This window comes from Paraburkholderia sp. RHO2 (assembly GCF_050955445.1).
In the GTDB taxonomy this organism is placed as follows: Bacteria; Actinomycetota; Actinomycetes; order Mycobacteriales; family Mycobacteriaceae; genus Prescottella; species Prescottella agglutinans_A.
The window spans coordinates 4,672,555-4,685,029 of record NZ_CP162617.1 but is presented as its reverse complement, the minus strand read 5'-3'; the positions used below and the strand labels follow the sequence as shown (position 1 = coordinate 4,685,029).

11 protein-coding genes are annotated in these 12,475 nt (G+C 67.7%); 5 read left to right on the top strand and 6 right to left on the bottom strand.

Annotated features, from left to right (window positions below; all coding sequences use genetic code 11):
• Positions 1-73 precede the first annotated feature (73 nt).
• Positions 74-2,404, bottom strand: a complete 2,331-nt coding sequence (locus ABTV10_RS21810) for an arylsulfatase (protein ID WP_499030341.1) — start codon at positions 2,402-2,404, stop codon at positions 74-76.
• Between ABTV10_RS21810 and ABTV10_RS21805 the strand changes: the two genes are divergently transcribed.
• Positions 2,335-3,351: a UdgX family uracil-DNA binding protein gene (locus tag ABTV10_RS21805; RefSeq protein WP_499030338.1), complete on the top strand. Its 1,017-nt coding sequence runs from the start codon at positions 2,335-2,337 to the stop codon at positions 3,349-3,351. The two genes, ABTV10_RS21810 and ABTV10_RS21805, sit on opposite strands and share 70 nt — an antisense overlap.
• Positions 3,352-3,468: 117 nt before the next feature.
• Complete coding sequence (locus ABTV10_RS21800) at positions 3,469-4,326, top strand: hypothetical protein (protein ID WP_499030336.1); 858 nt, start codon at positions 3,469-3,471, stop codon at positions 4,324-4,326.
• 91 nt (positions 4,327-4,417) lie between these two features.
• On the opposite strand, the gene ABTV10_RS21795 is transcribed toward ABTV10_RS21800, so the two are convergent.
• The 4 genes from ABTV10_RS21795 to ABTV10_RS21780 all read right to left on the bottom strand — a co-directional run bounded on the left by ABTV10_RS21795 (position 4,418) and on the right by ABTV10_RS21780 (position 8,346).
• Positions 4,418-5,470, bottom strand: coding sequence for an AAA family ATPase (locus ABTV10_RS21795; RefSeq protein WP_499030333.1), 1,053 nt, complete (start codon positions 5,468-5,470; stop codon positions 4,418-4,420).
• Between the two features lie 14 nt (positions 5,471-5,484).
• Positions 5,485-6,522, bottom strand: a complete 1,038-nt coding sequence (locus tag ABTV10_RS21790) for an aliphatic amidase (protein WP_499030331.1) — start codon at positions 6,520-6,522, stop codon at positions 5,485-5,487.
• Positions 6,523-6,561: 39 nt separating this feature from the next.
• Entirely contained in the window at positions 6,562-7,197 is a 636-nt protein-coding gene (locus tag ABTV10_RS21785) for an AmiS/UreI family transporter (RefSeq protein WP_499030329.1), read from the bottom strand.
• A gap of 81 nt (positions 7,198-7,278) precedes the next feature.
• A complete protein-coding gene (locus ABTV10_RS21780; protein ID WP_499030327.1) occupies positions 7,279-8,346 on the bottom strand; it encodes a substrate-binding domain-containing protein in 1,068 nt (355 codons plus the stop codon).
• A gap of 107 nt (positions 8,347-8,453) precedes the next feature.
• Here ABTV10_RS21780 and ABTV10_RS21775 point away from each other — a divergent pair, with 107 nt between their 5' ends.
• A complete protein-coding gene (locus tag ABTV10_RS21775) occupies positions 8,454-8,900 on the top strand; it encodes a MarR family transcriptional regulator (protein ID WP_499030325.1) in 447 nt (148 codons plus the stop codon).
• Positions 8,901-9,072: 172 nt separating this feature from the next.
• Here the strand turns inward: ABTV10_RS21775 and ABTV10_RS21770 are convergent, their stop codons facing one another.
• Positions 9,073-9,465 (bottom strand): hypothetical protein, encoded by a 393-nt coding sequence (locus ABTV10_RS21770; protein WP_499030323.1) that lies wholly within the window; start codon positions 9,463-9,465, stop codon positions 9,073-9,075.
• A 1,148-nt stretch (positions 9,466-10,613) separates the two neighbouring features.
• Here ABTV10_RS21770 and ABTV10_RS21765 point away from each other — a divergent pair.
• Together ABTV10_RS21765 and ABTV10_RS21760 are read left to right on the top strand one after the other, a co-directional pair.
• A complete protein-coding gene (locus ABTV10_RS21765) occupies positions 10,614-11,000 on the top strand; it encodes an HsmA family protein (protein WP_499030320.1) in 387 nt (128 codons plus the stop codon).
• Between the two features lie 333 nt (positions 11,001-11,333).
• On the top strand, positions 11,334-12,392 hold the full coding sequence (locus ABTV10_RS21760) for an IS110 family RNA-guided transposase (RefSeq protein ID WP_499030318.1): 1,059 nt from the start codon (positions 11,334-11,336) through the stop codon (positions 12,390-12,392).
• Positions 12,393-12,475 lie beyond the last annotated feature (83 nt).

Sequence of the window (12,475 nt, the reverse complement as noted above, 5' to 3'; positions counted from 1 at the left end):
GCCGGTCGAGGCGCCGCCGGGGTAGCTCCCGGCGGCGCCTCACCATGGCCTCTCGCGCACACTTCTCTACATATCAGGTGTACTCGACCGTCACCGTGTCGATCGATCCGGTGAACGCGAAGGGGGCGCGGTCGTAGTAGTCGAGGGAGACGGGGGAGCCGAGGCAGGTCCCGATGTCGAGGCAGTCGTTCGCGGTGAACAGCAGCGGCGCGCTGACCGGGACGGTCGTCTTGCTCACCGTCTGTCCGTCGACGCTCATGCTCACGTTCAGTGGGCCGCCGGGACGCTCCTGGGCGTATTCGGTGAGGACCTCGATGGTGTGCGTGCCCGGGAGTATCGGTGCGGCAGAGCGCATCTTGGTGCGCATGAGGATGAAGAGGTTGTACTCGTAGCAGAGGTAGCCGTCGTCGACGTAGCAGGTCAGTCCGCCGCCGTTGCCGCCGAGGGCGTAGAGCACCCCGCGCGCCTCGTCCGGGACGGTCAGCTCGATGGTGACGCGGTTGTTCTTGTTTCCCAGTGCGGGAGCACAGAATTCGGGCATCCGGACGACGTCGCCGGTGAACTCCCAGCTGGTGTACGGCGTGGTGATGCGTTGTTCGGGATGGATGGCGGCCACCCAGAGGCCGCCGCCGACGGGCAGGACCTTGTTCTTGGCCGCCTCGATCGCGAACAACTCGCGCAATTGGGCGAGTTTCTCGGGATGCTGCTCGGCGAGATCGCGGTTCTGGGTCCAGTCCTCGTCGAGGTTGTAGAGCTCCCACGTGTCGTCGTCGGGGCTCCAGTCGCGGATCCCGCCGGGTATTCCCTTCAACCACGGTGTGCGCGGGCCGAACGCCGATGCCATCCAGCCGTCGTGGTAGATCGCGCGGCTACCCATGATCTCGAAGTACTGAGTGAGCTTGCCGGCCTTGGCATCCCGGTCGACCAGGGTGGGGGCGAAGCTGGCGCCGTCGATCGGGTCCTGCGGGATCCCGTTCACGGTCCGCGGCGGGGTGATGCCGACCAGGTCGTAGAAGGTCGGCACGAGGTCGTTGCAGTGCAGGAACTGTGTTCGCGGGGTCGCGTCGGGTGTAATCTTCGCGGGCCACCGGGCCACCATCGGGTTACGGGTGCCTCCGAGGTGTGAGGCGAGCAGCTTCATCCCCTTGTACGGAGTGCTGCCCGCCCACGCCCACCCGGCGTGGTACATGTTGTCGGTCTTCGGGGAGCCGAGGACATCGAGCCCACCGAGTTCCTCGAGCGCGGCGATGTGCTGCGCGGTGGTGGTGGGAATGCCGTTCTGCGCGAGGAGTTCACTGATGGTGCCGTCCTGGCCCTCGCCCGACGAGCCGTTGTCGCCCCAGATGTAGAGGACGAGAGTGTTGTCGCGGTAGCCGAGGCGGTCGAGTTCGTCGAACAGTCGCCCGACCTGGACGTCGCAGTGCTCGGCGAATCCGGCAGCGACCTCCATCAGTCGTCGCTGGAACGGCTTCTCGTCGTCGGGGATGTCGTCCCACGCCGGCATCGTGGGATGGCGTGGGGTCAGTTCGGCGTCCTGCGGGATCCACCCCTTCTCCTTGGCCCGCGCGAAGACGCGCTCGCGGTAGGCGTCCCAGCCGTCGTCGAACTTGCCGGCGTAGCGGTCCGCCCATTCCTTCATGATGTGGTGCGGCCCGTGCATGCAGCCGCTGGCCCAGTACATGAAGAACGGCCGGTCGGCGTCGAGCGCCTTGTGCCGGCGCAGCCAGCCGATCGCGTCGTCGGCGAGGTCCTCGCTGAGGTGATAGCCCTCTTCCGGGGTCTTCGGGGGCAGGACGACGGTGGTGTTGCGCACCAGGTTCGGCTCGTACTGGGAGGCCTCGCCGGCGAGGAAACCGTAGAAGTAGTCGAAACCGACACCGGTGGGCCAGTTGTCGTACGGGCCGGCGGCGGTGGTCTCCTCGGCCGGGGTGTTGTGCCACTTACCGAAAGCGGCGGTGGTGTAGCCGTACTGGCGCAGGACCTCGGCGCCGGTGGCGCTCGACTTGGGGATGTGGCCGGAGTATCCGTCCCAGTCGTTGGCGAGTTCGGCGATCTGCCCGTTACCGACACGGTGATGGTTGCGCCCGGTCAGCAGCGCGGCGCGGGTCGGCGAGCACATCGCGGTGGTGTGGAAGCGGTTGTAACTGATCCCCTCACCGAGCGTCCGTTCGAGGGTCGGGGTGTTCACCTCGCCGCCGAATGCGCTCGGCAGGCCGGGGCCGGCGTCGTCGATGAGGACGACGACGATGTTCGGCGCATCGGCGGGAAGGCGGCGGGTTTTCGGGTGCGGGCTGTACACGGACTCCTGCATCGTGCGGCCGGCGATACTCCCCGATGGGGCCGGTGGGAACGGGAGCGTCTCGCCACCCGGAATCTGCTCGGCCGCGAATCGGTTGCCCGTCATTCCCGCTCCCTCCGTCGGCGACCCTTGTCTCTCAAAGGATCTCCCGTCTGGTCCAACGCGAAGATACTCCGACAGGATCGGGAGATGAAGGGAAAGTCTCGAGATCACCCGCCGCGGGTGAGCCGGCCGGTGAGCGCTCACCACGGAGTCGCGGCTCGGGCGTCGTCGCGTGGCCGCTATGTCCCGTTCGGGCAGTTGTTCGGCGGGCCGCCCGGCGTTTCTCGGCGACGGCGCCGGGGAACTCTCCGAGGATGGACGAGGAACAGGACATCGAAGCCGCGGGCGGGGCCGATCGCGAGCCGACCGGGGCGCAGGAGTTCGTGCCGGAGTCGGCCGGCGTTCCGAGGCTCCGCGAAGCCGCCCGCGATTGCCGCGGGTGTGGCCTCTATCGTGCCGCGACGCAGACCGTGTTCGGGGCAGGCTCCGCGGCCGCCGATCTGATGCTGGTGGGCGAGCAGCCGGGTGACGTGGAGGACCGGGCCGGAACCCCATTCGTGGGGCCGGCGGGCAAGTTGCTGATGCGGGCGACCGCCGAGGCGGGGATCGACAGTCGACGCATCTACGTGACGAATGCGGTCAAACATTTCAAGTTCGTCCGGGCGGAACGCGGGAAGCGGCGGATCCACCGGAAGCCGGGCCGCACCGAGGTGGTCGCCTGCCGACCGTGGCTGATTGCCGAGATCGAGGCGGTTCGCCCCACCGTGGTGCTCTGTCTCGGTGCCACCGCCGCACAGTCGCTCCTCGGTCCTTCCTTCCGCCTCACAGCGCATCGCGGGGAGGCCTTACAGCTCGGCGACGACGTGGCGCCGGGAGTGGATCCGATCGTGTACGCGACGATCCACCCCTCGGCGGTCCTGCGGGGCCCCGCGGAGGACCGCCACGACGCCTTCGCGGCCCTGGTCGAGGACCTGCGGACGGCGGCCGGCGCTGTTGGCGACGCCGGGTAAGGGGTGGCGTCCACCATCCCTCGGGGGCCTATCCGCAGGCCGGGTACTCGACGGACGCTGGGATCTCGGAAATCGACCACTCGTCGAGAGGTCCCTGACCGAAAGGAACCCCCCGCCATGCCCCCGATCCTCGGCACCACCATCGTCCGCGACGTGCACGAACACGGGCCGCCGGCAGCAGTCGTGCCCGGCGTCGAATCCGTCCCGAAGACGACCCGTCACAATTGGGCTTTCGCCCGAATCGGCATGTATCTCCTCCTCGCCTCCCTGCCGCTGCTCGCCATCTCGGCGCACGTGTTCGGTGTCGTGTCGATGACGGCCACCGGTCCGCTGGTGATCATTCCGCTCGCCGCCGTCCTCGCCGTCTTCTGCGTCGTCGCTCCGCACCCGATCGACCGCATCGTCGGGTACGGCCTCGGGTGGGGGATGTTCGCGTGTCTCGCCTACGACGTCTTCCGCCTCGACACCGTGTATCTGCTCGGCCTCTGGGACGACTTCATCCCCCACATGGGCACGTGGCTCCACTCCGGAAGCGACGCCCAGACCGGGGCGATCGTCGGCTACCTGTGGCGCTACCTCGGCGACGGCGGCGGGATCGGAATCGCCTTCTTCCTCATCGCCCTCGCCCTGGGTCTGCACCACCGCTCGCGCCGCACCATCCTCCTGGCATTCGTGACCGGCGCGGTGTTCCCGGTCTGGGCCGGGCTCATTGCCACGGTGGCCCTGTCGCCGCGCGGTCAGCGCGACATGTTTCCGCTCACGCCGACGACGATCACGCTGTCGCTGATCGGGCACCTGATCTTCGGGCTCGTCCTGGGCCTCGGCTTCCTGCGTGCGCGGGGCCGCCTCGGTCAGCACTGGCCGTGGCGGCCGTTGCTCCCGGTGCGGCCGTCGGCCGGTCAGCGACAGCGGCGCGTCGAGCCGTCGCCCGCGTGTGGTGAATGCGGCGCGACCGTCGACGGAACCGAACGGTAACGACTCTCCGGGCCCCCGGCCCGGTCCCGTCCGGCTCGACGGATGGGACCGGGCCGAGTTCTGTTGCCGATCGTGCGGGTCACCGCATCGATCACACGCGGGTGACGCGAACGCGGCCGTCGACCACTCGCGCGGTGAGTGCGAGGGGTTCCGTCCCCACCGGGCGGTGCTCGAGCACCGCCGCCGCGATCGGATCGGTCAGCACCGTGCGGACGGTGCGCCGGAGCCCGCGGGCGCCGTACGCCGGGTCGAAGCCCTGTGCGCAGAGCAGTGCAACGACGTCCGGGCCGACGTCGACGCCGACGGACCGGCGAGCCAGCCGGCGGGTGACGACGTCGATCTCGAGCCCGGTCACTTCACGTGCGGTCCGGTCGTCGAACCCGTTCATCACGACGGTGTCGTCCAAGCGATTGAAGAACTCGGGATCGAAGAACCGCTCGATCGCGCGCCGCACGACGGTCTCGCCGTCCCGTCGTCGCTCGGCCCGACCGGACCGGCGGGCCAGCCGCGCCCACGGAGTCCGCAGTTGTGCCGCCAGTTCGGCCGAACCGAGATTCGACGTCAGGAACACGTAGCTGTTGCGGAACGAGATCGTCTGCTGCCCGTTGGCCAATCGCAGTTCGCCGTGGTCGAGGATCTGCAGTAGGGCCCGCAGGACGGTGGTGTCGGCCTTCTCCACCTCGTCGAACAGGACGATGCCCGGGGTATAGGGGTCGCCCTCGACGGCGCCGCGGTCGAACAGTGTGAACGACTCCTTGCTGCCGGCGTAGCCCGGGGGAGCGCCGGAGAAGGACGCCGCATAGTGTTCCTGCGCAAGCGCGTTCATGTCGATGCGGCACATGTCGTCCGGCCCGGACCGCAGTTCCGCGGCGACCTGTCGAACCAGTTCGGTCTTGCCGACACCGGTCGGTCCGGCGAGCAGGACGTTCGCGAGCGGGCGGGTCGGGTCGTTCGCCCCCACCGAGGCCAACGACACTGCACGCACGACCGCGTCGATCGCGTTGCGTTGTCCCACGATCCGTGCGTTCAACCGATCGGTGAGGGCAATCGGATCGAACGCGCCGACGGGGCGCGGCGCCGGTGACCGCGCCGGTTCCGGTCGAGTCCGGTCCTGGTCGTGGAGCATGTCCGTGAGATAGGGCACGGCGGACCTCCTCGTCAGGCCTCGGAGGTCTGTTCGACGGGAAGGGAGCCGACCCGGCAATCGGCCACGCCCACAGTGTCTCTGGTGATGGACTCGACCCGCTCCCGGGCCGCTTCGGCGTCGGTGACCCAGAGCTTGTAGAACTCGAAGGGGCAGTCGGCGACGCCCTTGTCGCCGTCGCCGGCTGCGTGGATTCCCGAGTAGCCGCGGTGCAGCAGCTTGAACAGGTGGTTCTGGGACTGGTCGTTCTCGCGGGCGTCGCGGATCGTGGAGACCGACAGCTGGGCGTACTGGATCCCGTACTCCTCCTCGCCGGTTTCGCCGAGGGTGCGCCCGTCGAAGCCGATGATCGCCGAGTGTCCGAAATACGAGTAGACGCCGTCGAATCCGGCGGCATTCGCCACGGCGACGTAGCAGTTGTTCGCCCACGCCATCGCCTTCGACATGAGAACCTGCTGCTCCTTCGCCGGGTACATGTACCCCTGGCAGCGGACGATCAGTTCGGCGCCCTTCATCGCGCAGTCCCGCCAGATCTCCGGGTAGTTGCCGTCGTCGCACACGATGAGCGAGATCTTCAGCCCCTTGGGGCCTTCCGTGACGTGCGTCGTGTCGCCCGGGTACCAGCCCTCGATCGGGCACCACGGGAGGATCTTCCGGTACTTCTGCACGATCTCGCCCTTGTTGTTCACGAGGATCAGCGTGTTGTAGGGCGGCTTGTTCGGGTGGTCCTCGTGCTGCTCGCCGGTGATCGAGAAGACGCCCCACGTGTCGGCCTCCCGGCAGGCGGCCGAGAAGATGGCGGTCTCGTCGCCGGGAATCGTTGCGGCCGTGTCGTACATCTCTTGTTCGTCGTACATGATTCCCTGCGTGGAGTACTCGGGAAACACGACCAGATCGAGTCCGGGAAGGCCCGACTTCATGCCGATCATCATGTCGGCGATCCGGCGCGCGTTCTCGAGGACGCCCGCCTTGTCGTGCAGGCGGGGCATCTTGTAATTGACCACCGCGACTCCAACGGTGTCGTTGCTCGAGGAGATGTCTCCGTGTCGCATGTTCTTCGTTCCTTTCGTGGATTGCGTTGTGTGGCAGAGCTAGTGGGAGGTGGAGCTGAGTTCGGGATCGAGGGACGCCCGGTGGCTGACAGCGGGTCGGCCCAGCGCGGCGGCGAGCGCGACGAGCACGGCCAGGCCGGCCGCCCAGAGCGCGGCGACTCCGGGGGACGTGGGGAGATTGCCGGTGAGGGCGAGGAAGGCCGGCAGGGTGCAGGTGGGCTGGCTGAGCAGCAGGGCCGTCCATCCCGTGAATCGGGTGAGGTCCTCACACCCGGCGCCGAGGACCAGGAAGAACAGGGTCCACAGCCCGGCCCAGGCGAGCCAGATGACGCCGAACACCGGGTCGTGGACGACGGTGAACGCCACGAGGCTGTAGACGACCGCGGCGGCGGCGACGAAGGCCGAGAACCAGCCCAGGCCGCGAGGATCGAGGTCCGCGAGGTTCCCGATCCCGACATACAGGTACGTGAAGCCGAACAGGTAGAGACCGGACGCGGCCAGGATCGCTCCGGCGTCCCCGTCGGCCTCGATCAGCATCACCGTCGGAATCACACACTGGAGCGCGCCGACGAACAGGTTCAGGATCGCCGCCGACTTCGGCGGCACCGCACCGAGCAGCATCAGCCCGTTGACGAACAGGACCGCACCCACGTAGAGCAGACCGACACTGCCCATCGGACACCTCGAATCGCTTTCAAATGGAATGATTTCAAATGAAAGTAAGTGACGGGCGACACAGTGTCAAGAGGGGGGTGATCAGAGTGTGGTGACGACGTCGAAGTCGAGGCCGTTCGCCACGGCGAGATGAATTCGCTGACGCGCCACCCGGTTTCGGAACTCGACCGTACCGCGGGGTCCGTTGTAGGCGGCCCCGTCCACGGCGGCGTCGAGCGCGTCCGGGGATGTGGTGCCCGCGCGATGGATGAGGTGCGCGAGGGTCTGGATGCCCTCGTAGCAGGACTCCGCGGCGTTGTTGAGTGGCGGCGCGGCCGCGCCGTGCAGGGCCACGTAGCGGCCGACGAGGTCCATCGAATCGGCGTCGACGAGTGAGCGGAAGTAGGCGGCCGCCGCGAACAGGTTCCGGGTCGCGCGGGGGCCGCTCGCCAGGAGCATGTTCTCCTCCATGAGCGGACTGAACCGGAGGATGCGCTCGTCCAGTCCGCGTCGCGCGAAGGCTCGATTGAAGTCGACGGCGTCCTGCCCGACCAGGAGCATGAGGACTCCGTCGCAGTCCGACGTCGCGACCGTGTCGACGACCCGGTTCATGTTGCCGCGGCCGAGGTCGACGAACGACTCGCCCACGATCCGCAGATCCAGTTCGTGCGCGTACGAGCGGACGGCGCCGAGCGACCCGTGCGGCCACACGTAGTCGTCGCCGACGACGAACCACCGGCGGGTGCCGACGTTGTCGCGCAACCATTTCAGCGCGGGAGCGATCTGCTGACGCGGTGTCTCGCCGCAGCAGAAGATGCCGTTCCGTGTCTCGCCGCCCTCGTACAGCGAGGTGTAGGAGTACGGGACACGGCCGGCGACGACCGGCGCGAGCGCATGCCGCACCGACGAGATGTGCCATCCGCTGACCGCGTCGATCGCGCCCGCGGAGACCAGTCGGTTCACCTCCTCCGCGATCAGCTCGGGCGCGCGGCCGCCGTCCACGACGTGGATGGCGGCCTCGCGTCCGAGGATGCCTCCCGCACTGTTGATGTCGTGTGCGGCCAATTCGCCGATCGCCTCGCACGACGGCCCGAACAGGCCCGCGGGCCCCTGGAGCGGCACCACCATCGCCACCCGCCACTGCGTGGCGCGGGCGAGTGCGACGCTCACGTCGACGTCTCCGCGGCATCGCATGCGGTGTACTGCAGGTGCGCTATCATTTCATTTGAAAGTATTGCCCGTGGAGTGTGAACTGCGCAACAGCTCGGGAGAGGGTCGTGTCGGACAAGAGTGCCATCGCGCTGGATGACGTCTCGGTGACCGTCGCGCTTCTCCGGACGGCGAGGGTCGCGGCCCAGGCGGCGGACGACGCCCTCGCTGCGGACAACCTGAACGTCGACCATTACCTGGTGCTCGACACGCTGGCCGAGCGCCCCGGCGCGACCATGGCTGAACTGCGCGAGCGTACGCGGATACCGGCGCCGACGCTGACACGAGTCGTCGATCGGCTGGTGTCGATCGCCGCCGTCTACCGCGAGGTCGACGCCGATGACCGTCGCAAAGTGCGCGTGCATCCCAGTGCGCGGGGCCGGCAGTTGCACGCGCGCCTGTCGGCGACCGTTCGCGACGCCGAGCAGGCATGGCTCGGCAACGTTCCCGGCTCCGGATCCGCCGACCCGGTCGGCAACCTGGCGGCCTTGCTCGCGGGTCGACTCGACGCCTGACGAGCATCGAGAGCGGCCCGCTGATGTCGATCGCCGCTTGCGCAGCCGGACCGGCGGGGCCCGGCCTGCGCGTCGGCACCCACCATTCGATGGTGCCCGTGATCACTTGGTGCACAGCATCACTCCGGTGCCGGTGACGAACCGGAAGGCCGTCACCGCGTGCGCGGCGACGTCAGGGGACGACCACGTCCGTCGAAACCGGAATGCTCGGGTGGTCGGTCCGCATCGTGAGCCGAACCCGTCCCGGGCCCGTGCCCACATACACGTACATCGGGAAGGTGCTCGTATTGGTCGCCGGCACGTACCGACTCACCGTGCCGCTTTCACCGGTGTCGAGGTTCTGCCAATCGATGATCGCGGTCAGGTCGCAGGCCAGGGCGGTCGACGCCCACTCGCCCAGCGGTGAGAAGCCCTGCGAGACGCGCAATTCGACGGAATGGACAGCGCCCCGAGCGGCGGAGTACTCCCACAGGGGTCCGTCGAACGCATTCCCGGAGGCGGTCAGCATGCCGGCGCAGATACCGTTCCCCAGCGTCCACACCGGGGCCATCCCGACGTCTGTCATGGCGCACGTTCGTGGTCCCACATTCGACCACCCGAGCTGGCAAGGATCAGCGTCGGCACTGGCCGTCCCCGGCGCCGCCACGACCATCGCAGCGCCCATGAGCCCGGCGCCCGCGGCTGAAGTCAATCGATGTGAAATTTTCATTCGCCCAGCATCCCACGATGCGCCGTGTTCATCACGTAGGGCCGGTATGTGCGGATACTGCTGCGCAGGTGAGGATCTGGATCTTCCCATGGGCGCTGGGCGTGTCTCCTGCTGCGTCGAGCCACCGCGGCGGCTCGCAGGATCCGCAGCATCGCGGAGCGAGCGCCGACCAGCGACTCGAATACGTCATCGTGCTCGGGTCCATCGTGAGCGACTCCCTCGCCCAACATGTGGCAGCGATCGCAGATGTCGGGATGTCCAGCCAAGATCATCTGTGTGAAATGGACTCGAAGAGGACTGGCCGATCGGGGATTCTCCGGATTTGTGCCCTTCGCTGACCTTCCGGCATCCAACGTTCCCGCTGGCCCTGGTGTGTACGTGGTGGTGAGGCCAAGCCAATCCGACCCGGTCTTTCTCGGGGCGAATCCGTCAGGCCGATTCAAGGGGAAAGACCCGTCCGTCACGGTGGAGACCCTCGAGCAGTCCTGGGTGGCGGGGGTACCTCTGGTCTACGTAGGAAAGGCCAGTGGCGGCAGCACTGGCCGGCGGGGCATCCGCAAGCGTCTCGATGAGTACCGCCGTCACGGAGCAGGCGAACCGGTAGGGCATTGGGGTGGGCGCTACATCTGGCAGCTCGCTGACAGCACAGACCTTCTCGTTGGATGGATGTCCACGCCGGACGCCGTGGCGCGGATCGTGGAGCGGGACATGATCACCCAGTTCGTCGCCGAGCACTCGAAGCGTCCGTTCGCCAACCTGACGGGGTAATGCCTCCTGGCCCTGCCTACCGCCTCGGACGTGCGGCTGGAGCCGACCAGTCGAAAGCTGCAGCTTTCCCAGGTCTGACCTCGCACGGACGGAGATGCGGCTCCTCGATACCGGCTTACCTGGAGGCGAGCCGCGTGAACAAAGCCCAGGGCTTTCGCAAATGAGGAGTGTTCACCAATGGCGGTGGTACTGGGTCATATGCGGATCGGCGACAGAGCCCCCGCTAGTCTCAGGGCATGCTGGCCACCGCGATCATCGTCATCACGCTTGCCCTGGCTTTCTACTCCATCGGCGTGTGGTCGGAACGCATCCAGAAGACCCTGAAGTGGTGGCATGCCGGCGCCTTCACATTGGGCCTTGTCTGCGACGCAACCGGCACCTTCCTGATGAGCCAAATCTCCGACGACTCGTCGGACACCGGAACATCCACATTCAACAAGATCATGATCGTCACCGGAGCCTTGGCGATCGTGCTCATGGCCATTCACCTGGTGTGGGCCGTCATCGTCCTGCTCCGCGATCGCCCATCCGAGAAGGCGAAGTTCCACCAGTTCAGCCTGGTCGTGTGGACGATCTGGCTTGTGCCCTACTTCACCGGGGCCATCGGCGCTATGACCGGCTAGACGGTATGGAGTGACACACGACTTGTCGTGAGTTCGCCCCGAGTAGGTCGGCGCCCCTCGATCGGTGAGGGTGCGCCCGGCACGGGGCCGACGTCAACGTCGTTCATGCTCGCTGCGCTGCGCGTGCTCCACGTTGACATCGACAGCCTGCGCCGGGCGGGTCGGCAGTGATCGAGAAACGCCCCGGAAGGGCCGGCTGTGGACCGCTCTTGCGGGCCGGGGCCTCACGCACAAGATTCGTGGGTTACCGAGCAGACGAACCTGTCTGTTCGGCCTATCCGACAATTGTGGGAGGCCCCGGTGTTTACCGAGCGTACGAGCGTTGGACTGGACGTGCATGCACGTTCGGTCGCGGCAGCGGCCATCGACGGTGTCACGGGTGAGGTGTTCTCGGCCCGGTTGACCCCGTCCTACGAGCACATCCGGTCCTGGATCGCGGACCTGCCGGGACCGGCAGCGGCGGTCTACGAGGCCGGTCCGACCGGCTTCGGGTTGTATCGGGCGTTGACCGCCGCCGGGGTCCGGTGCGAGGTCGCCGCACCCTCGAAGCTGCAGAAACCGCCCGGGGACCGGGTCAAGACCGACGCCCGGGACGCGGTGCATCTGGCACGGTTGCTGCGCCTCGACGAGATCACCTCGGTGTCGATCCCGACCGCGGATCAGGAAGCGGCCCGCGATCTCGTGCGGGCCCGTGAAGACTGCCGCGGTGATCTCATGCGGGCGCGGCATCGCCTGTCGAAACTGCTGCTGCGGCACGGCATCGTCTACTACGGCGGCGCCGCCTGGACCGGAGCGCACGACCGGTGGCTGCGCACCGAAGCGGCACCGCAGTTGACCTCACCCGCGACGCGGATGGCGTTCGACGCCGATTACGACCACGTCTTGACGATGCAGGCCCGGCGCCGGCGACTCGACACCGCGATCGAGGAGATGGCCACGGCGAGCGAGTTCACCCCGACCGTCCACCGGATGTGCTGTCTGCGTGGGGTGAGCACCTTGACCGGGTTCGGGTTGGCGGTGGAGATCGGGGACTGGAATCGGTTCACCGGCAACACGATCGGATCCTTCGTCGGGTTGGTGCCGTCGGAGTACTCGTCGGGTCCGTCACGTGTGCAGGGCGCCATCACCAAGACCGGGAACACCCACGCCCGCAGGCTGCTGGTCGAGGCGGCCTGGCACCACCGGCCGCGGTATCACGTCGGTGCGGTGATGCGTTCGAGGTGGGATCAGGCGCCGGCAGCCGCCCGGGCCCGTGGGGACGAGGGCAACCGTCGCCTGCACCAGCGTTGGGTGGGTTTCCTCGAACGCCGCAAGCGCTCGACGGTGGCGAACGTGGCGATCGCCCGCGAGCTGGCCGGTTGGTGCTGGTCGTTGGCGGTCATGGACGACTGACCGTCCAACCTGATCGGCTTCCTTCCCGGGCCGGTGGTAGCAGCGCGTGGATCGACCCGCGACACAACTATGAGCAGACCCTG